Here is a 19,240-nt window from a genome sequence, read left to right as displayed (position 1 = left end):
CGCCGCCGAACACGACGGCATCAGCTTCCACATCCTGTAGACCACCGGCTCTCAGTCGGCGCGCGAGACGGCGCGCTGGCGGCGCGAGAGCTGGGCCAGCTCCTCGGCTGACGCCATGGCGGTGCGCACGCTCTCCTCGAGGGCCAGGCGGCTGGCGTGCATCCGCTCCTCGATGTTCTCCCGGCGGGTCGCCGCATCGGTCACGCCGCCTGCCTCGACCTCGTGGGCCGCCGGGGCGCCGATGGTGACCAGCGCGCCGGACGGCGACGGCTCAGCCGCAACCGTTCCGAGCGCTCCGGGGGCGAGAGCCGCATCGGCCTTGCGACCGTGGGCGGCCAGCGCGGCGGTGGCCTTTGCCCAGTGGGCCTTGAACATGCCCATGTCGAACGAGCCGTCGCCCACCCGGGCGCCGTCGAGGACTCTGACCGGGGGCGTCTTGAGGTCGCGCACGATGCCGAACCACGACAGGACCTTGAGCCCGTAGTAGGTCGGATCGTACTCCCACCAGAAGAAGCCGTTGCGGGCGGCGGACTGGTAGTGGTGGTGGTTGTTGTGCCAGCCCTCGCCGCCGGTCCACAGTGCGATGAGCGCCGAGTTGCGGCTGGTGTCGACCGTCGCGTAGCGGCGCCGGCCCATGACGTGGGCGAGGGAGTTGACGGTGAAGGTGCCGTGCCAGAGCAGCACCGTCGACCAGAGGAAGCCGACCACGACGCCCGACCAGCCGGCGATGAAGTAGCAGGCCACGCCGACGGTCCAGGCCGGGATCCAGTCGTGCTTGGTCAAGAACCGCAGCTCGGGGTACTTGTTGAAGTCCTTGATGGCCTCGGGGTCCCAGCCCTTGAACTTGTCGCAGAGGATCCACCCCATGTGGCTCCACCAGAAGCCCTTCTGGGGGGAGTGCACGTCGCGCTCGGTGTCGCTGAAGCGGTGGTGGTCGCGGTGGTGGCTGGCCCACCAGAGGGCGCCCTTCTGGACCGCGGCGCCGCCGCCGAAGGCGAGGACGAACTGGAACGCCCGGCTGGTCTTGAAGGCCCGGTGCGAGAAGTACCGGTGGAACCCGGCGGTGATGAACCACATGCGCCCGAAGTACAGGACGGCGCACAGCACGAGGGACTGCCAGGTCACACCGGTCACGATGGCCAGCAGGCAGAGGCCGTGGACCAAGAACATGGGGATCGACGCGATCCAGTTGACGCGCTCGTCGGGAGCGCGGTCGATGGCATGGACGCTCATCGTGGGGATCCTCACTTCGCACCGCGGGGGTGCCACTCGGGGCAGCGTAGAACCCACAACCTACCGACCGGTAGGTAGGACGTCCAACGTCCGGGAACCCGTCGCGCACGTGCGGCAGGTGTCAGCGGTCTTTTGTGGATACGGGCCGCAGGTGGGGGGCGTGGGGGGCGGGACGGCGCACCCCGGCCGGCGGCGGCGACCGGGGTGCGCGACCGGCGGGCTCGGCTAGGTGGGCGGCTCGTACTCGGGGGTCTGATCGCCCTCGGGGATCTCGTCGTAGACGGTCACCGACGCGTCGACGTCGAACAGGCCGGCCTCGTCGACCGATCCGGGCAGCTCTCCGGTGGTGAAGCGCTCGCCGCCGTTGGCGTAGCGGTACATCCCGGTGCCCTCGTTGCCGACCTCGTCCTCGCCGGTGGCCTCCTGGTCCCACCAGATGAGGGCCATGTCGTCGCTGCCGCCCCAGTCGGTCTCCGGCCACACGTCGTGATCGCCGCGCGAGACCTGGGCCTGCGTGGGTCCGCCTCCCGACGGCGGGAAGCGGAACATGGCGTCGCGGAAGGTCTCGGGCGAGAGCTCGGGGCCGGCCAGGTGGATGCCGTTGAAGATGGTGCGGATGGGGGGCTCGAGCACGTTGGCGGTGTTGTCGGGCGGCGGCTCCCCGTAGGCCCACTCGTAGATCCGGAACGCACCGTTGGTCGAGCGCTCGCCTCGGGCACTGACGAACGACATGCCGAAGCCGTTCTGCCACTGCCCGGGCTCGGTGAGGCGGGCGAAGATGGTGGTGTCCATGAGCACGCTGGGCCCGAGGATCCACTCCGGGAAGTAGCCCTGGGCGGTCGCCTCGGTGGTGAGCGAGCCCGGGGTCAGCGGATCTCCGTAGTAGATGATGGTGGTGACCCCGGCGTCCATGAGCTTGCTGATGTTGGTCCGGGCGTTCTCCTGGACGCGGGCGAGGTCGAGGGTGAACTCCACGTCGGTGGCCAGGTCGATGCCGTTCGCCTCCAGCTGGTCGGTGAACTGCTCGAACACGGCCTCGTGGTCGCCGTCGGGCGTGTCGTAGTGCAGCAGGCCGTACACCCGGTCTTCCTCCTGGGTGGCCTCGTCTCCCGCCAGCTCCGCCTTTCCGGGGCCGGCGAGGTTGCCGATCATCTCCGAGGCCAGGGTGACAGCCTGGTTGGGGGTCGGGCCCGCCTGCCAGATGAAGGGCTCGTACTCATCGACGATGTCGTCGTTGAGGGCGAGGGCGCAGCCCGGCCCGCAGATGATCTCCCGTGAGGCCAGCTCGGCGGCGAAGGTGGGACTCTGCTGGTTCGGTCCGCCGACCACCGCGAAGGGCTCGGATTCGGCGATGGCGATGGCGTCGGCCCGGGCGGCGGCCGCGTCGTCGCCGGCGCCGGTGCCGGTGAACACCTCGACCTCGATGGTGCGCCCGTAGGTCTCGAACAGGTCGTTGTAGACCTCGACGAAGCCTTCGACGGTCGTGGTCGCGCTCTCGGGGTCCACATCGGCGCCGGCCGCCTCGACCGTCGCGGCGGTGAGCGGATCGAGGGCGGGGTCGGCTCGGTAGTAGACGATCTTGACCGCGTCCTCGGTCACGCCCGGCGACGTGGCGCCGCCGTTGTCGCCCTCGAAGGGCTCGACGCACGGCGGGGCGTACACGGAGACCAGCTGAATGCGCCCCGTCTCGGTGTCACACGTGGGACCGAAGTCGACGTCCTCGCCCTCCATCTCCGCCCGCTCGGGCGTCATGGGGCCCGACGAGATCAGCTCGTCGCCCGATGCCGCCACCTCATCGGACGCCGTCTCCTCGCCGTCACCGCCGCCCCCGCCCCCGCCGAAGAGCACCACCGCCCCGGCGATGAGGGCCACGACCACGACGATGGGCCCGTAGCGCTTGGCCGCCTTCGTCCAGGGTGGCGGAGAGGATGTCGACGGGCTGCTGCCACCCGTCGTGGTGGTGTCTTCGTTCGTGGCCATGAGCGGCTCCTCTGGTCGGCCGGCTGCCGGGGTGCGGTCAGCCGGGGGTCGGGGCACCTGATCGGGTGATGGCGGCCTCGTCGGTACCGAGGTACGAGGCGACAACGGCGGGGTGCTCGATCACCTGCGACGGCGGGCCCTCGGCCACGAGGCGACCGAGGTCGAGGGCGATGAGACGATCGGCGATCGAGCCGAGCAGCGGCAGGTCGTGCTCGACTATGAGGAGGCTGGCGCCGAGATCGTCGCGCACCCGCCGCAGCATGGGCGCCAACGCTTCAGCCTCCCGTTGGGCGATGCCGCTGGAGGGCTCGTCGAGCAGCAGCACGCGCGGTCGTTGGGCCAGGACGCACGCCAGGTCGACGACGCGTCGGGTGCCGGTGGAGAGCTCGCGCACGAACTTGTCCCGGTAGGCCCCCAGGGCTAGCAGCTCGATCAGCTCGTCGACCCGCCTCGTGACGTGCTGCTCGGAGTCGCCGACCGACGGCAGGTGCAGCAAGGCGGCGATCGGGTCGCGCACCTCGATGTGCTGCTCGAGGGCCACGGCGATGGCCTCGTGGACGGTCAGGCCCGGGAACAGCCGCCCATCCTGGAACGACCGTCCCAGGCCCCGCCAGGAGCGCAGGTGGGTGGGCACGTCGTGGAGGTCGACCGCCTCGGCCTCGTCGCCCGAGCGCAGCCGGATCGTGCCGCCCTCGGTCGCCGTGTAGCCGGAGATGACGTCGAACAGCGTCGTCTTTCCCGCCCCGTTGGGTCCGATGAAGCCCAGGATCTCGCCGGGGCGGACGTCGAACGAGACGCCGTCGAGGGCCTGGACGCCCCCGAAGTGGCAGGCCACGTCGCGCACCTCGAGCACGGGAGGTCCGCGGCGGAGCCCCGAGTGGGCCGCCGCCTCGTCGTCGCCCACCTCGCGGGCGGCGGCCCGCAGGAACACCGAGCGCAGCAGATCGGGCCGCTCCAGCAGCTCTGAGGTCGGCCCCTCGAAGCGGACCTCGCCCTTCTCCATGAAGTAGGCGCGGTCGGCCACGGTGAGGGCCACGTTGACCGACTGCTCGACGAGGATGATGGTGGTGCCCGCGTCGCGCAGGGTCCGCACCATCTCGAGCAGCTGGGACACCACCGCGGGCGCCAGGCCGAGTGACAGCTCGTCGATCATCAACAGGCGGGGCCGACCGATGAAGGCCATGCCCAGGGTCAGCATCTGCTGCTGGCCGCCCGACAGGTTGCCGGCGGGCTCGTCGAGGCGCTCGCGCAAGATGGGGAACATGTCGAGCACCTGCTCGGTGTCGGCCTTGGCGTCTCCGACCCGGGAGCGGCGGTCCCACGCCGCCAGGCGGAGGTTGTCGGCCACCTTCAGCTGGGTGAAGACCCCCTGGCCGCCGGGCACCACCGACACGCCCCGCCCGGCGATCTCGTCCGGTGGGGTGTGGGTCATGTCCCGCCCGTCGAACACGATCGCGCCCCCGCTGGCTTGGACGAGGCCGGAGATGGCCCGCAGCAGTGTCGACTTGCCGGCGCCGTTGGTGCCCATCAGGGCGACGATCTCGCCTTCGTCGACCTCCAGGTCGACGCCGAAGAGGACCTGCACGTTGCCGTAGTGGACGTCGACCTCGCGGGCCAGGAGCAGCTTGACCTTGCCCTGCCGGCGCAGGTGGGCCACCTCGGAGCGGGCCGCCGTCGACCTCCACACCTGGGCGATGTCGTGCTCGACGAAGCTGCCGGCCGAGGCCAGCAGCAGGCCACCCACCACGTACACAGGCGCAGCGAGGGCCAGTCCGATGCGGATGCCGTAGGTGTCGGCGAGGGCCCCCACCACCGGCAACAGGAGCAGGCCGGGCAGGATGAACAGCGTGCCGATGGCGAAGCCGAAGGCCCGCACCTTGGCCGGCACCGCCAGCGAGAGCACCACGTAGATGCCGGGGATGAGCAAGAAGAACGCCGCGGAGACCACGGCGTTGGCGATGATGGCGATCACCAGGTTCGGCGCCCACGCGAACACCAGCCAGGCGACCGCGATGCCGAGGGACACCTTGCCCAAGAAGCGCACCACGTGGCTGGGCCCCTTGGCCATCAGCCGGGTGGTCAGCGGGATGCCGAACATCAGACCGGCGAACTGGGCGATGCCCTCGACGCCGGCTACGAGGAAGCCTCGACCCCGCTCGTCGAGGCCGAAGACGTCCTCGTAGTAGAGCCCGCCGAGGGTCAGGAGCCCGACGACAGCGATGGCCACGAACGGTAGGGCCACGAAGATGCGCCGCAGGGTCCGCACCTGCCACACGATGCGGAACGACTCGGCCCACGACGGGGCTTCCTCCTCGGTGTCCGCCACCTCGTCGGAGGCTCCCGTGGCGCGCCGCTCGAAGCGACCCCGGATCGGTTCCTTCAGCCGCAGCGCCAGCACCACGAACACTGCGGTCACCACGGCGAACACCAGGAACGGTGTCCGCCACCCGAACGCGTAGGCGATGACGCCAGCCGACATCGGACCGAGGAACTGACCCAGGGCGTTGGCGTACCGGTGCACTGCGTAGACGCGCGGACGGGCCGGGATGTCGTAGTAGTCGGCCAACAGCGAGTTGTGCACCGGGTCGTTGACGGCGCGCCCGAGCCCGGCCCCGGCTCGGGCGCTGCCCAGCATCCAAAGAGTGGGAGCCAGCCCGGTGAGCATCGAGAAGATGCCCCACACCGAGGCCCCGGTGGCGGCGATGGGCACCCGACGCCACCGGTCGGCGTAGAAGCCGATGGGGAGGGCCAGGATCAGTGCCGCCACCAGCGACAGGGCGACGACGGTGAGGATGCCGCTGGTGTCGAGCCCGAACTCGTCGCGGATCTCGGGCAGCAGGACCCCGAAGGCGGCCCGGTCGAGCTCGTCGACCATGTTGAGCCCGAACAGCACGCCCAGCGGGAAGATGGGCGCGCCCTGGGTGGTCGACCGCTTCCAGCGGTACCACCAGCCCCCCGTCGCCTCGGGCGGCTCGGGGGCGGCCCGTTCGTCGTCGGCCCCGGCGGCGGCGTCCGCGACGACGAGGGGGTCAGGGACCGGGGTGTTGACCCCGACCGCGCCCAGTGCCGCCTCGAGCGGGCCGTCATCGGTTGCCGCCGGACGGTCGACGGCGTCGTCGTCGGAAGCGGTCACGACCGCACCTCCACCGTGTCGTCGACCGGCTCGGGATCGGCGCGGCCGTCATCGCCGGCTGCGGCGCGCCGGGCACCCGCGGCTGCCACCGGCTCGGCCCGGGTGGCGGTGTGCTCGGCCCGCTCGGCGGCCTCGGTCAGCACCGTCTCGTCCGGCGGCTCGTCCGGCGCCTCCTCGTCGACCCGCACGTCGGCCAGCAGGCTGGGCACGATCAACCCCCGGCGGGCGGCCACCTTGCGCAGGGCCCCGTCGCGCAGGTCGGCCAGCACACCGCCGAACCCGGCCGGGAAGACCAGGAGCACCAGCAGCAGCCCCACGCCGGTGGCCAGGAACTGCCATTCGAGGGGCAGGAAGAAGTCGACGCCGTGCACGTAGGTCGCGCCCAGCAGGGCGCCGGGCAACGAGCCCAGCCCGCCGATGACCACCATGGTGAACAGCTCGAGGCTGCGTTGGGGCAGGTAGGGCTCCGAGGCCAGGCCGGTCTGCTGGTGGACGTAGAGGGATCCGGCCACCGCGGCCAGGAACCCCGACAGCGCAAAGGAGGCCAGGCTGGTGCGGGTGGCGTCGACGCCGAAGGCGCGCACGGCCCTCTCGTTCTCGCGGATGGCGATCAGCACTCGTCCGGTGCGGCTGCGCCGCAGTCCCACCACCATGAGCAGGGCCAGGACGAGCACGGCCAGGGTGGCGTAGAACATGGCCGTCTCGCTGGCCAGCGGGATGCCGAGGATGGTGCCCCGGTCGATGCGCCGACCGGGGAGCTGGTCGGGGAAGATCGTGCGGTTCAACAGGTAGGACGACGCGAACAGGCCGAAGGCCAGGGTGCTCACGGCCAGGGTCAGCCCCCCGCGCCGCAACGCCGGGTAGCCGACCACCACCGCCGCCACGGCCCCGACGGCGCCGGCGACCATCCCGGCCAGGGCCAGGTCCCAGCCCCACCGGTCGGTGAGGGCTCCGCCCACCGCCGCACCCACGCCCACGAACGCCATGTGCCCCAGGCTCACCTGGCCCCCCCAACCCGTGAGCACCACCAGCGAGGCGGCCACGATGCCGAAGATGACGATGATGGTGGCCAGGTTGATGCGGCTGGTCGACAGCCACGCCGGCAGGGTCAGAACGAAGGCCCCGATCAGCGTCCACAGCCCCAGCCGGCCGGCCATTACCTCGGGCAGGCGCCGCATCTCCAGGGGCACAGGGCGGGTCTCGCGAATCGCTTGCCACGTGGCCGACGCGTCGGAGTCCACCCGACTCGAGCTCTTCGCCCGCCGGGTGACGAGCAGGCCGAGGAGCACGATGCCGAACAGCACGGCATCGTTGTCGGACGGCCGGTTCCCGGCCTGGAAGGTCATGGCCTGGTCGACGACGCCGAGGCCGATGGCCGCAGCCGCGATGGTGGTGAACTGTTCGAAGCGACCGAACACCGCCGCGGCCAGGGCCTGTACCAGGAAGGTGGGGGCCAGCACCTGGCCGATGGGCAGGCCCACCGCCCCGGCCCGCAGGAACATGGCGAGGAAGGCGAGCACCGACGCCACCACCCACACGACGGTGTGCAGGCGCTTGACCGGGATGCCGAGGGTGAAGGCCCGGTCGGACCGCTCGGCGGCGGCCACGATGGCGACGCCGATCATCGAGCGTCGGAGGAACAGGGCCAGGGCCACCAGGCACACGGGGACGACCATCATGGTGAAGATGTCGTTGGCGTTGAACGTGGTGCCGCCGAACACCCACCGGGCGTCGAAGGGCTGCGGCAGGCGGGTCCCGAACGATGAGTTGCCGAAGGCGCGCGGCAGGAAGAGGCCGGCTCCGGCCAGCAGCTGCGACAGGCCGATGGTGGCAACGGTCAGCACCAGTCGAGGGGCCTCGAAGAAGCGTCGGATGATCAGAGACTCGACCAGGACGCCGAGGAGAACAGCGGTGATGAGGCCGGCCACCAGCCCCAGCCAGTAGCTCCAACCCCAGGCCACCACCAGCATCACGCCGAGGGTGGCGGGAAGGGCCCCGAGGTCTCCCTGGGAGAAGTTCACGATGCGGTTGGCCCGGTACACGAGCGCGATGCCGAGGGCGATGAGGGCGATGCGGCCGCCCACCAGGGCGCCGTTGAGCACGATGCCCATCGGGGCGGGGTAGACGACCTGCTGGAAGACCACGAGGGCGGCCAGCGGGGCCAGGAACGCGACTCGACCGCCGAGGGCGGCGAGATCCCGGCGACCTCGCAGGGAGGCGGCGCTGAGATGTGGCGTACGTCTCACCCGCGGGGACCGTAGACCAAACTTGCACGACGGGTGCAAACGGGTCAGCCCGTGGGCGCCCTTTGCGATGGAGGCCCCCCGGCCGAGCGCATCGCGACGACGTCGACGGCCCCGTTCGACGGGGTCGCGCCCCAGGATTGGTACCCCGACTACCCGTCCCCGGCCGGCGGGGGCTGATCGCTCCGCTCACCGCCGTCGGCGGGGGCGCGCGCCCGGGCCTCGGCCAGCTCGTCCACCGTGTCGAGGCGGTGGGGGATGCCTTCGGCCAGGTACGTCGAGCGGCCGATGAGGTTGGCCGCCATCGGCAGCGTCAGGATCTGCAGCCCCGCGGCGAGCAGGGCTGAGGTGGTGTCGTTGGCCGTGGGTAGGTTGATCGCGGCCCCCACGGCCACCAGCACGAAGCCCACCGTCGAGGCCTTGGTGAGGGCGTGCATGCGCGACAGCACGTCGGGGAAGCGCACCACCCCGACGGCGGCGAGGAGGGTCAGGATCGCGCCGGCCAGCGCGATGACCTCGCCGATCACGACGGTCGCCCCGCGGTGGCCCGCGAACGCCGGTTCACGCGCCCCGTCCCTCGATGAAGCGGGCGATGACCGCGGTGCTGATGAAACCCACGAGCGTGAGCATCACCGCCACCTGGAGGAAGGCGCCTCGTCCGGTGTCCATGGCGTTCACCAGGATGCTGCTGATGGCGCACACGAGCATGCCGTCGACCGCCAGCACCCGGTCGGCCAGCGTCGGGCCCCGTCCCAACCGGAAGGCGAAGAGGGCGAAGGCCAGGCCGAGCACCGCGTAGATCACGGGGATCACCGCGTCATCCCCCCGTCTCCCCCGTCATCCCGTCGTCGCCGGAGCGGGTGACGGTGGTGCCGCCCGGGGTCGACGGGTCGCGGTCGAGCTCGGCCACGGCGTCATCTGACCCGAAGGCGCGAAAGGCGAGGGCGGCGAGGTGCTGGATCTGGTGTCGGGCATCGTCGAGGTCGCGGAGCTGCAGGACGTGGACGTAGAGCACCGTCGGGTCCCGGGTGACCTCGAGCGGCATGGTGCCGGGGGTGAGGGCCATGGCGTTGGTGATCAGCGTGAGCAGGCCGTCGGAGCACTCCGGCAGGGGCACGGCCACCACACCGGTGCGGATGCGGGACCGGCGGGCGAGCACCTCGCGGGTGATCACGACGTTGGACTCCAGCACCTTCATCATCACGTGGAGCACGAACCGGCCGATGGCGACGGGGCGGAACCGTGGTCGTGTCAGGCCGGGCCAGCTCTCGGGGGCGAGGGCCAGGAGACCGGCCGCGACGGCGATCCCGCTGAGGATGTTGGCCGGCGACGGCGACCCCCAGGCCAGGACCCAGATCACGACCAGGCCGACCCCGTACGCAACGAGGGCCATCAGCCGCCTCCCCCGTCGCGTTGCCGGGCCGCGGCGGGGGAAGGAGCATCGTCGCCCAGGACGGCCGTCGTGTACGGGCGGGGGTCGACCAGGTCGGTGGCGGCCCGGTGGCTCAGGTCGTAGAGGGGACCCCCGGCCAGGCCCAGGACCACGGTGAGCGCGGCCAGCACCGCCGTCGGGCCGACCATGAGCATCGGTGCGCCCAGCGTCGAGCGGGCCCGGGAGTCGAGGAGGACGGCCTCGGGGTCCTCCTCGTCGTCCCGAGGGGTCCAGAACACGCCGCTCCAGATCTTGATCAGCGCGAAGAGGGTGAGCAGGCTCACGCCCACCGTCAGCCCGACCATGGCCCACTGCCGCTGGGCGGCGGCGGCGTCGACCAGCGACAGCTTGGCGATGAAGCCCGACATGGGCGGGATGCCGGCCAGCGACAGTGCGGGCACGAGGAAGAGCACGGCGATCACCGGCGCGGTGCGCACCATGTCGCCCAGCTTCGACAGCCGGCTGGACCCACCGTTGTGCTCGATCAGGCCGCCCGTGAGGAAGAGCGTCGTCGTCACCAGGATGTGGTGCACGGTGTACATGAGGGCACCGGCCAACCCGGCCACCGTTGCCAGGCCGACGCCGAGGACCATGTAGCCGATGTGGCCGATGATGTGGAACGAGAGGATGCGCTTGACGTCGTCCTGGGCAATGGCGCCCAACGCCCCGACCACCATGGTCGCGCCGGCCATGGCCAACACCAACCCGGTGGGAAGGACATCGGGGAAGAGGAGCGTCTGGGTGCGGATGATGGCGTAGACGCCGACCTTGGTGAGCAGGCCGGCGAAGATGGCGGTGACCGGCGACGGTGCCGTCGGGTAGCTGTCGGGCAGCCAGAAGAACAGCGGGAACAGCCCCGCCTTGATGCCGAACACGACGAGGAACAGGCCCGCCAACCCGGCCTGGAGGCCCTCGGGGAGCTCGGCGATGCGGCCCGACAGGTCGGCCAGGTTCACCGTGCCGGTGGCGGTGTAGGTGAAGGCGAGGGCGGTGAGGAAGAGGATCGACGCCACCAGGCTGATCACCACGTAGGTCATGCCCGAGCGCACCTGATCGAGCCGCCCGCCGAGGGTGATGAGCACGTAGCTGGCCGTCAGCATCATCTCGATCGACACGAACAGGTTGAAGAGGTCGCCGGTGAGGAAGGCGGCCGCCACCCCGGCGGCCAGCACCAGGTACACGGACTGGAACCCGACGTGGTTGCGCTCGGCCCCCGGCTGGCCGATGGCGTACACCAGCACGGCCAGCAGCATGACCGCCGCGGTCAACAACATGATGGCCGAGAGCCGGTCGGCGACGAGGGTGATGCCCACCGGCGCGAACCAGTCACCGGCCTGGGTGGCCACCACGCCGTCGCGGTCGACCTCGACGAGGATGAACGCGGCGATGGCGGTGACCGCGACGAGCGTGGAGATGCCGACCACCCGCTGGGCCAGGCGCGACCGGCCGACGAGGATGGAGAGAGCCGCACCGATGAGCGGCAGCAGCACCGGCAGCGGGAGAAGCACCCTCATGAGCGCGATCCCCGATGAGGCCGGGCGGTGGCGCCCCCGTCGGGGTGCTCCGGTGGCGGCGGCGTGTCGTCCTCGGTGGTGGCCTCGACCGCGTGGAGCAGCTCCTCCTCGTCGGCCAGCTCCCGATCCGCGTAGCCGCGGCGGGCGACCGACCGGTCCTCCACGTCGTCGGCCACCTCGTCATCGTCGGTGAGCATCCAGCTGCGGTAGGCAAGGGCCAACAGCAGAGCGGTGACGCCGAAGTTGATGACGATGGCCGTGAGGACCAGGGCCTGGGGAAGGGGGTCGGCGAAGCTGGACGGGTCACCGGAGCCGATCAGCGGTGCTCGACCGGCGCGTCCCGCGTTGACGAACAACACGTTGGCGCCGTGACCGAGCAGGCTGATGCCGATGATGATGCGGGACAGCTTTCGCTGGAGCAGCAGGTAGGTGCCGAGGCCGAACAGCACGGCTGCGGTCGCGGCCATGAGGACGCTCACCGGAGCTTCTCGGGCGTGGGGGGCATCTTCGCCGGAACCGCGGGTGAGGGGCTCCGGTGAGCGCGGAGGCTTCCGCAGGCTCCGCCGTCAGAGAGCCCGTGTCCTCTGGTTCGCTCGCTGCGCTCGTTCACCGGTGCTTCTCCGGTGTTGGAGGAGCCTGCGCCGGGGTGTCGGAGTCCTCGACCCGGCGGCCGACCGGCCGGGGCGGGGGGTCGTCGCCGAAGGATTCGAAGACCATGAGGGCGAGGCCGATGACCGCGAGGTAGACGCCGATGTCGAAGGCCAGGGTGGACGTCAGCTTCACCGTGCCCAGCAGCGGGGGGTGGAGCGAGAACGAACCGGTCTCGAGCACTGCGCCGCCGACGGCGAGGGGCACAAGGGCCACCGTCGCGGCCAACAGGACCCCGGTGCCCAGCACCGTCCAGGGCTGCGATCGCGACATGCGGCGCACCTCGTCGATGCCGCCGCTGATGTAGCGGAGGGCCACCGCGGCGCCGGCCACGATGCCGCCGGCGAAGCCGCCGCCGGGCTGGTTGTGCCCGGCGAAGAGCAGGTACAGGGAGCCGACCATGACGGCGATGAACACCGCCCGCATCGACACGTCGAGGGTCACCAGCCGGCTCAGGCGCACCGCCGGTGGGACGCGGTGGTCAGATGATCCGGACAGCGGGTCCCCGCCGGAGCCTCGCATCTGGATCGAGGGCGAGCCGGTGGGCCGGCGCCCGGAGCGGGCCAGGGCGACGGTGCCGATGGCGGCCGCGGCGAGCACGGTGATCTCGCCGAGGGTGTCCCAGCCCCGGAAGTCGACGAGGATCACGTTGACCACGTTGCGACCCTCACCGTCGGGCAGGGCCCGCTCGACCATGGTGTCCGACGCGGGGGTGGGCGGGTCCTCGGCGTCCGACGCCAGGGCCAGGAAGAAGACGGTGCCGGCGACCGACGCGGCCACGGCGATGCGGAGGGCACGGCGCCACTGCGGCTGGCGGTGCTCGAAGCGGTCCGGCAGTCGGCGCAGCACGAGCACGAACAGGACCGTCGTGAGGGTCTCGATGGAAACCTGGGTCAGGGCCAGGTCCGGTGCGCCCTGGACGACGAAGAGCCCGGCCATGGCGTAGCCGGTGACGCCGAGGAAGAGCGCCGCGGTGAAGCGTCGCCGCACGACCGCGGCGGCCAGGGCGGCGCCGATGATGACGGCGGCGGCGGCGATGTGGCCCGGCGTCCGGACCAGCTCGGGCCAGCCCGGCCACGACGGCCCGGTGAGCAGGAGGGCACCGGGGATGACGGCGGCGGTGAAGGTGATCACCCCGATGTAGATGGGGAGCGATCCGGGCTGCACGATGCCGGTGACGCGGTCAGCGAGGGCGTTGAGGCCGCGGAGGGCCGCGGCGTAGGCCCCGGCCGACGACGCCTGGGCCGTGTGGCCGGCGGCCAGCACGGGCTCGACCCTGCCCCGGCCGAGGAAGAGGGCCACGCCGCCCGCGAGGGCGATGAGCGAGAGCAGCAGCGGGAGGTTGAACCCGTGCCAGACGGCCAGGTGGACCGGCTCGACGAGAGGATCGAGGGCGACCGCCGCGGTGCCGGCGACGCCATCGGCCAGGGCGGGCAGGACGCCGACGAGCACCGTGAAGGCGGTCAGGACGAGCGCGGGAGCGACGAAGGCGGTCACCGGCGGGCCGTGGCTGCCCTCGGCGCAGGCCCGGGCCGCATCGGGCCGCGCCAGGCGGCCCAGGGCCCCCGCCGCGAAGCGGGCGCTGTAGGCCGCGGTGAGCATCGATCCCGCCACCAGCCCGACCAGGGCCAGCGTGCCGCCGGCGCCCTCGGCGCGGACGAAGGCGTCGAGCGCGGCCTCCTTGCTCACGAAGCCGAGGACCAGGGGCACGCCGGCCATCGAGGCGGAGCTCACGAGGGTGACGATGGTGACGGTCTGCCACCCGGCCGCGGGTCGGGGCAGGGCGCGGATGTCGCGGCTGCCGTGCTGGTGGTCGAGGATGCCGACGACCATGAAGGCGGCGGCCTTGAACGCGCCGTGGGCCAGGAGCAGCACGCACCCGGCGGCCACGGCCTCGGGTGAGCCCCATCCGAAGACCGCGGTCATGAAGCCGAGCTGGCTGACCGTGCCCATGGCCAGCAACAGCTTCAGGTCGGTCTGGCGCAGGGCCCGGAGCCCGGCGCCGATCATGGTCACCAGCCCGACGGTGACGACGAGGGGCCGCCAGATCCCGACCGGGGCGAAGGCGGGAGCGAGGCGCGCCACCAGGTAGACGCCGGCCTTCACCATCGTCGCGGAGTGCAGGTAGGCGCTGACCGGCGTGGGGGCCACCATGGCGCCCGGGAGCCAGGAGTGGAAGGGGTACTGGGCTGACTTGGTGAAGGCGCCGAGCAAGATGAGCACCAGCGCCCCGACGACCGTCGTGTCCGCCTCCGGTGGATCGGCGACGATCCGGCTGAGCCGATAGGTGCCGGCGGCCTGTCCGAGGACGATGAAGCCGGCGAGCATCGCGAGCGCGCCGACACCCGTCACGAGAAGGGCCTGGAGAGCGGCGGCTCGGGCCTTGCCGTCGCGATGGGTGTTGCCGATGAGCAGGAAGGACGTGACCGACGTGAGCTCCCAGAAGCCGTAGAGCACCAGCAGGTTGTCGGTCAGGACGAGGCCCAGCATCGAGCCGCTGAAGAGGGTCAGCAGACCGATCAGCCGACCCAGGTCAGGTCCCTCGCGAGGGAAGTAGCGGGCGGCGTAGGCGTACACGAGCACGCCGATCCCCGAGACCAGCACCACCATGAGCGCCGCGAAGCCGTCGAGGCGGAGGTCGACGTCGATGCCGAGGGCCGGCACCCATCGCACGGTCTCGGACACCACCTCGCCGTCGAGCACGCCGGGGAGCGCGACGATGAGCCAGACGACGGTGACGAGGGGGCCGAGGACGCCCAGCCACAGCCCCCGCCGCCCGAGGCGCGCCCCGAAGGCGACCCCCGACAGCCCGAGGACGGCGTGGAGAGCGAGCAGGACGGTCATGCGACCCGGTCGGGCGCAGGGGAGGTCACGGGCGGTTCAGGTCGGGGTGGGGCGGCGGCAGGGGGGCCGTCGGGGTCAATGGGTGTCCTTGGTCGTCGATCCGGTCCCGGGGGGCCGGTGCGCTCTGCGGGGCGGTGGCGGCTCCTGCTCGGAGGGGCCGCGGGTCATCAGAGGGCCAAGAACGACGGTGGGCCGCGCCGGCGCAGGTCGACACGACGCCGGGTGGGTGGGGGCGACGGACGCGAGAACAGGGTCACCGCGAGCACCAACACCAGAGCCGCGAGCGCGGCAGGGATGGGCACGACGGTCCATGCCGGGCCGGTTCGGTCCGCGGTGGAGGCCAGCTCCCACGCGGCGTGCTCGTCGCGGCCGGGGCGCGGGGCGGAGCGGTCTTGGGTCGGCGCTGCGGTGGCGGGGCGGTCGAGGTCGGATCGCGTCGGGGTCGAGGCTCCACCGTCGGCGACGAGGCCGATGAACAGCAGCAGGGCGATCAGCGCCGCCGGCGCCGCCCGGTCCCGGCGGGGTGCGCATCGACCGGACCGCTCCATGATCTGACCAGAGTAGTGGGGGTGGTCGCAGCTGCCTCAGGTGGCGGGTTCTCAGGGGGCTTGTCCCGGGACGGGGCGCGGGGATCTGGTAGACGTGGGGCCATGCCTGCTGCGTCGTCACCCGAAGCCGCCGTCCGTCGCTACCTGCAGTGGCTCGAGGATCCGGACTCACTCATCGACGACGAGGCCGTCGCCCGGGCCGAGGCCGCCGTCGCCGAGGCGGCCGACCCGCTGGCCCGGCTGCACGCCCTCGCTGACCTCGAGCACGCCCGCCAGGCGGACTCGGGGCGGGTCACCGGCGACTTCGTCGCCCACGCCCGCGCCTACTCCGAGGCGGAGTCGATCCCGATCGAGGCCTTCCGGGCCCTCGGTGTGCCCGATGCGGTGCTCAAGGAGGCCGGCTTCGGCATCGGCGTTCGCCGCGGGGGTCGCAAGGCGAGCGTCCCGCGCTCCCGTGCGCCGCAGGTCTCGATCGAGCAGCTGAAGGAGGCGACCTTGCGCCTGCCCAAGCAGTTCACCCTCGCCAACGTGGCCGACGAGGCCGGAGGGGGTTCGCCGCAGACGGTGCGCAAGGCCGTCGACGAGATGATCGAAGCCGGCCAGGTCCGCAACCTCGGTCCCAAGCCGGACCACCACGGGCGCGGCCGGGCGCCCACCCTCTACGAGCTGTCCTGACCGACGCCGCGGCGCCGGCCTCTCAGCGGGGCGGGGGGGCCATGGGCGGCGGGTCGGCCGACGCGCCGCTGCGGCCCCGGTCCGCGATGAGCAGCCCGCCACCGACGACCACCCCGCCGAGCGCCAGCAGCCCGGCCACCACCAGCCGGTCGGCCGACTGGTCCTCGCACAGGTCGATGAGCTCCTGCTCGTTCGGGTCGTCACTCTCCTGCTGGGCGATGACCCGCAGCAGGGGAGGTCCGCACGAGCCCACTTCCTCGAAGATCGTCACCGACGTCGGGAACATCGCCACCACCAGGCCCAGGAGGAGCCCGAGGGCGAGGACGATGGTTCCGGCGGTCTTCATGGCGGCAACCCTACGCCCCGGTCACGGATGACCCCGGGAGGCTCCGCCCGGCTCCCGCCCCACCCGGCGGAGCCGGTCTGCCGGCAGCCGTCGGCATTGCGGGGAGTCGGAGCTCGGTGGCGGGGCTGACGACGTGGGCCTCGGATCTTCCCCTCGGGGCGCCTCTGACTTCCTGTCCGGCGACTCCACGACGACACGGCAACATCGGCAGACCGTCGATGCCTGAATAGACACCTGTACAGTTCGCCCATGATCACCGCCGGGTTCGAGAGGTCGCTGTCGGTCACCGAGGCCACTCGTCTGGGGGTTGCCCGGCTCGTCGCCGACGCGGAGACGGGTGCCGGCGTCGTCGTCGAGCGGCGCGGGCGGCCCGCTGCCGTCGTCGTTGGGGTGGAGCGGATTCGAGCCATCCTCGAGCGCGAGGACGATGTCCGGTCTGCGGTCCTGGTCCTGGCCCGGGCCGCGACCGATCTCGGTGGCCGCACCTCCCTCGATGAGGTCATTGCCGAGCTCGGCTTCGACCGGGGCGAGCTCGAAGCCGAGCTGGAAGTCGAGCGCCGGGCTGCACCGGCGAGTCACTGAACCGCACCGGTAGGCGGTGTGACGCCGGCACGCGTGCGCTTCACCGACGACGCACTCGATGATGTCCGTGAGCTGTACCGCAAGGACCGCCAGATCGTCCGTCAGGTCCTCAAGAAGTGCCTTGGCTTCGCTGCCGCGCGAGTGGGGGTTGACCATCAGCGGCCCAGCGCTCGCCAGCATCCTCACGTCTCGCCCGACGCGACTGGACCCGGCCATGGGGCCGGGTCCGTCCTACCCTGCGAGGGGCGTGAGGCCATCTGTGCCAACACCCCGGAGTGGAGCTGGGGGGAATCCACCGATGGTCCGATGAACACGGGTTCCGTAGGTTGGGGCAGCAACCGGGGCAGCAACGCAGCGACCTACCCCGCTCTCTGCGCCCGGCCTCTCCCCCCTTCGACGGGTCCTCGGCTCACGTCATCCGCCAGGCCATGGACGGACGCACGTACGAGGGCGAGCGGGACGCGTCGTGACGGGCTACCGTCATCGCCCGTCACCGACGGTAGGGGTGGAAGCACCGGCATGAACGAGCTCCTGTTCCAGGGGACCAGCCACGACGAGGGGCGCAACGCCGAGGTGTACCTGTACGCCGATCGGATCGAGCGCGTGAAGGCACGGTCGAGGGCGTCGCTATCGAGAGCGAACCAGGACGTCGAGGTGACTCCAATGCGGTCCGTGTCGTCGGTCCAGACGCGGAAGAAGGGGATGCGGACCAACGTCGCCGTCTACGCCTCGGGCAACAACATTGACTTCCGGTTCGGGCACTCCGAGGCGGCACGGTTCCGCCACATCATCACGGAAATGCTGCTGGGGCATCATGTGCAGCCGATGGCCCCGCTCATCAGCCAGCCGGCTCCGACTGGCACGCCGGCAGGCTGGTACCCGGACCCCACCGGCCGACACGGGCAACGATGGTGGGGAGGGACCACATGGATGGACAGCGTCCTCGACGGCTCCGAGCAGACCACCGACGCCGAGGGCGTCCGACTCATGGACGCCCCCACGCCCCCCGCTGCGTCGGTGGCTGAGCAGCTTCGGGAGCTGGCCGAGCTGCGCGGCAGCGGTGTGCTGACCGAGGAGGAGTTCGCGGCTCAGAAGGCGAAGGTACTCAGTCAATGAGCAGCCCAGGCGGAACGCCAGCAGGCTGGTACCCGGCGCCCGACGTCGCCGGTCAGCAGCGGTACTACGACGGGCAGCAGTGGACCGAGCACTACTCGCCCGTCGAGGGAGCGACCGTCCAGCAACCGGCCTACGTGGCACAGCCGGGGTCAATGCCGAACAAGGGCGGCGCCAAGCCGGCACTCATCGCGGTCGGGGCATGCGTCGCCCTCGGTGTCCTGCTCGTCGTCATCGGAGCTGTAGCTGGCAGCGGCGATGACCCGGACGCGGTTCGGGCCGACCGCTCAACGACAACCACCACTGAGCCGGCGACCACGACGACCGAGAACGCAACGACGACGGCCGAGCCCGACACCGCACCGGCCACGACCGAGGCCGAAACCACCACCACCACTGCTCCCACCACAACGACCGCGCCGCCCACCACCACGGCACCTCCCCCGCCCCCGCCGACCGAACCACCACCCCCCCCGCCGACCGAACCACCACCCCCACCGCCGACCGAACCACCACCCCCACCGCCGACCGAACCACCACCCCCACCGCCCACCGAGCCGCCCCCACCGCCGCCGCCTACGGACCCGCCACCTCCTCCTCCGCCCCCGCCGGCACCGTCAGGCGTCTACTACGAGAACTGCGACGCCGCTCGAGCCGCAGGGGCCGCCCCGGTCCGCCGAGGGGACCCCGGCTACGCGTCGCACCTCGACCGCGATGACGACGGGATCGGCTGCGAGTAGGCCCTAAGAAGGGGTCGGGTTCGTCATCGACGATTGTCACGGTGCTCCCCGGGTGCGGTTCGTTGGATGGGGGGTGGCCGGCCGGGCGGTGGCACCCACCCGGCCGGCCGGCCGGCGGCTACCGCGTCCGTGCCCCAATGGAGGCCACGGCAGCCGACAGAGAAGGGCTCAGGCGGCCCGGGGCGCCGCCTCCGGGGCCGTCCGGGCCA

At 71.8% G+C, this 19,240-nt stretch carries 16 protein-coding genes; 4 read left to right on the top strand and 12 right to left on the bottom strand.

The genetic code is table 11. The annotated features are described in order from the left end of the window. Positions 1–51: 51 nt before the first annotated feature. The 11 genes from VNL12_RS10470 to VNL12_RS10420 all read right to left on the bottom strand — a co-directional run bounded on the left by VNL12_RS10470 (position 52) and on the right by VNL12_RS10420 (position 15,575). Positions 52–1,233 carry an acyl-CoA desaturase gene (locus VNL12_RS10470; protein WP_325594272.1) on the bottom strand — a complete coding sequence of 394 codons (1,182 nt, stop codon included), beginning with the start codon at positions 1,231–1,233 and terminating at the stop codon, positions 52–54. Between the two features lie 225 nt (positions 1,234–1,458). Next, positions 1,459–3,213, bottom strand: coding sequence for a hypothetical protein (locus VNL12_RS10465; protein ID WP_325594270.1), 1,755 nt, complete (start codon positions 3,211–3,213; stop codon positions 1,459–1,461). 37 nt (positions 3,214–3,250) lie between these two features. Continuing rightward, on the bottom strand, positions 3,251–6,346 hold the full coding sequence (locus VNL12_RS10460; protein WP_325594268.1) for an MFS transporter: 3,096 nt from the start codon (positions 6,344–6,346) through the stop codon (positions 3,251–3,253). Continuing rightward, the gene (locus VNL12_RS10455; RefSeq protein WP_325594266.1) at positions 6,343–8,592 is read right to left on the bottom strand and encodes an ABC transporter permease; all 2,250 of its coding nucleotides are present in this window, start codon (positions 8,590–8,592) and stop codon (positions 6,343–6,345) included. Before VNL12_RS10455 ends, VNL12_RS10460 begins: the two co-directional genes overlap by 4 nt. 149 nt (positions 8,593–8,741) lie before the next feature. Further along, positions 8,742–9,116: a monovalent cation/H(+) antiporter subunit G gene (gene mnhG / locus VNL12_RS10450; protein ID WP_325594264.1), complete on the bottom strand. Its 375-nt coding sequence runs from the start codon at positions 9,114–9,116 to the stop codon at positions 8,742–8,744. 34 nt (positions 9,117–9,150) lie between these two features. Next, positions 9,151–9,402: a monovalent cation/H+ antiporter complex subunit F gene (locus VNL12_RS10445; protein ID WP_325594262.1), complete on the bottom strand. Its 252-nt coding sequence runs from the start codon at positions 9,400–9,402 to the stop codon at positions 9,151–9,153. 4 nt (positions 9,403–9,406) lie between these two features. Then, complete coding sequence (locus VNL12_RS10440) at positions 9,407–9,982, bottom strand: Na+/H+ antiporter subunit E (RefSeq protein ID WP_325594260.1); 576 nt, start codon at positions 9,980–9,982, stop codon at positions 9,407–9,409. Then, positions 9,982–11,535: a Na+/H+ antiporter subunit D gene (locus tag VNL12_RS10435; RefSeq protein WP_325594258.1), complete on the bottom strand. Its 1,554-nt coding sequence runs from the start codon at positions 11,533–11,535 to the stop codon at positions 9,982–9,984. The genes VNL12_RS10440 and VNL12_RS10435 overlap by 1 nt, the downstream gene beginning before the upstream one ends. After that, on the bottom strand, positions 11,532–12,014 hold the full coding sequence (locus VNL12_RS10430) for a sodium:proton antiporter (RefSeq protein ID WP_325594256.1): 483 nt from the start codon (positions 12,012–12,014) through the stop codon (positions 11,532–11,534). The genes VNL12_RS10435 and VNL12_RS10430 overlap by 4 nt, the downstream gene beginning before the upstream one ends. Before the next feature lie 127 nt (positions 12,015–12,141). Next, positions 12,142–15,027, bottom strand: a complete 2,886-nt coding sequence (gene mbhE, locus VNL12_RS10425) for a hydrogen gas-evolving membrane-bound hydrogenase subunit E (protein ID WP_325594254.1) — start codon at positions 15,025–15,027, stop codon at positions 12,142–12,144. Positions 15,028–15,194: 167 nt separating this feature from the next. Beyond that, positions 15,195–15,575 carry a hypothetical protein gene (locus tag VNL12_RS10420; RefSeq protein WP_325594252.1) on the bottom strand — a complete coding sequence of 127 codons (381 nt, stop codon included), beginning with the start codon at positions 15,573–15,575 and terminating at the stop codon, positions 15,195–15,197. Positions 15,576–15,677: 102 nt separating this feature from the next. Here VNL12_RS10420 and VNL12_RS10415 point away from each other — a divergent pair, with 102 nt between their 5' ends. Further along, the gene (locus tag VNL12_RS10415; RefSeq protein ID WP_325594250.1) at positions 15,678–16,250 is read left to right on the top strand and encodes a hypothetical protein; all 573 of its coding nucleotides are present in this window, start codon (positions 15,678–15,680) and stop codon (positions 16,248–16,250) included. Positions 16,251–16,272: 22 nt separating this feature from the next. On the opposite strand, the gene VNL12_RS10410 is transcribed toward VNL12_RS10415, so the two are convergent. After that, positions 16,273–16,596 carry a hypothetical protein gene (locus VNL12_RS10410; protein WP_325594249.1) on the bottom strand — a complete coding sequence of 108 codons (324 nt, stop codon included), beginning with the start codon at positions 16,594–16,596 and terminating at the stop codon, positions 16,273–16,275. 249 nt (positions 16,597–16,845) lie between these two features. Between VNL12_RS10410 and VNL12_RS10405 the strand changes: the two genes are divergently transcribed. The 3 genes from VNL12_RS10405 (at position 16,846) to VNL12_RS20920 (ending at position 19,031) form a co-directional block, all read left to right on the top strand. Then, the gene (locus tag VNL12_RS10405; protein WP_325594248.1) at positions 16,846–17,178 is read left to right on the top strand and encodes a hypothetical protein; all 333 of its coding nucleotides are present in this window, start codon (positions 16,846–16,848) and stop codon (positions 17,176–17,178) included. A 519-nt stretch (positions 17,179–17,697) separates the two neighbouring features. Beyond that, positions 17,698–18,294: an SHOCT domain-containing protein gene (locus tag VNL12_RS10400; protein ID WP_325594246.1), complete on the top strand. Its 597-nt coding sequence runs from the start codon at positions 17,698–17,700 to the stop codon at positions 18,292–18,294. Next, positions 18,291–19,031 (top strand): excalibur calcium-binding domain-containing protein, encoded by a 741-nt coding sequence (locus VNL12_RS20920; RefSeq protein WP_349257834.1) that lies wholly within the window; start codon positions 18,291–18,293, stop codon positions 19,029–19,031. The genes VNL12_RS10400 and VNL12_RS20920 overlap by 4 nt, the downstream gene beginning before the upstream one ends. Positions 19,032–19,240 lie beyond the last annotated feature (209 nt).

The organism is Iamia sp., assembly GCF_035575815.1.
In the GTDB taxonomy this organism is placed as follows: domain Bacteria; phylum Actinomycetota; class Acidimicrobiia; order Acidimicrobiales; family Iamiaceae; genus Iamia.
Note: the sequence above shows the minus strand (reverse complement) of the source record. Positions and strands in the feature narration are given on the sequence as shown.

What these genes read in the sequence shown, in the direction of transcription:
- mbhE (WP_325594254.1), bottom strand. Translation starts at nt 15,027, where the DNA reads ATGACCGTCCTGCTCGCTCTCCACGCCGTCCTCGGGCTGTCGGGGGTC.
- VNL12_RS10465 (WP_325594270.1), bottom strand. Translation starts at nt 3,213, where the DNA reads ATGGCCACGAACGAAGACACCACCACGACGGGTGGCAGCAGCCCGTCG.
- VNL12_RS10435 (WP_325594258.1), bottom strand. Translation starts at nt 11,535, where the DNA reads ATGAGGGTGCTTCTCCCGCTGCCGGTGCTGCTGCCGCTCATCGGTGCG.
- VNL12_RS10440 (WP_325594260.1), bottom strand. Translation starts at nt 9,982, where the DNA reads ATGGCCCTCGTTGCGTACGGGGTCGGCCTGGTCGTGATCTGGGTCCTG.
- VNL12_RS10410 (WP_325594249.1), bottom strand. Translation starts at nt 16,596, where the DNA reads ATGAAGACCGCCGGAACCATCGTCCTCGCCCTCGGGCTCCTCCTGGGC.
- VNL12_RS10400 (WP_325594246.1), top strand. Translation starts at nt 17,698, where the DNA reads ATGAACGAGCTCCTGTTCCAGGGGACCAGCCACGACGAGGGGCGCAAC.
- VNL12_RS20920 (WP_349257834.1), top strand. Translation starts at nt 18,291, where the DNA reads ATGAGCAGCCCAGGCGGAACGCCAGCAGGCTGGTACCCGGCGCCCGAC.
- VNL12_RS10405 (WP_325594248.1), top strand. Translation starts at nt 16,846, where the DNA reads ATGATCACCGCCGGGTTCGAGAGGTCGCTGTCGGTCACCGAGGCCACT.
- VNL12_RS10415 (WP_325594250.1), top strand. Translation starts at nt 15,678, where the DNA reads ATGCCTGCTGCGTCGTCACCCGAAGCCGCCGTCCGTCGCTACCTGCAG.
- VNL12_RS10470 (WP_325594272.1), bottom strand. Translation starts at nt 1,233, where the DNA reads ATGAGCGTCCATGCCATCGACCGCGCTCCCGACGAGCGCGTCAACTGG.
- VNL12_RS10420 (WP_325594252.1), bottom strand. Translation starts at nt 15,575, where the DNA reads ATGGAGCGGTCCGGTCGATGCGCACCCCGCCGGGACCGGGCGGCGCCG.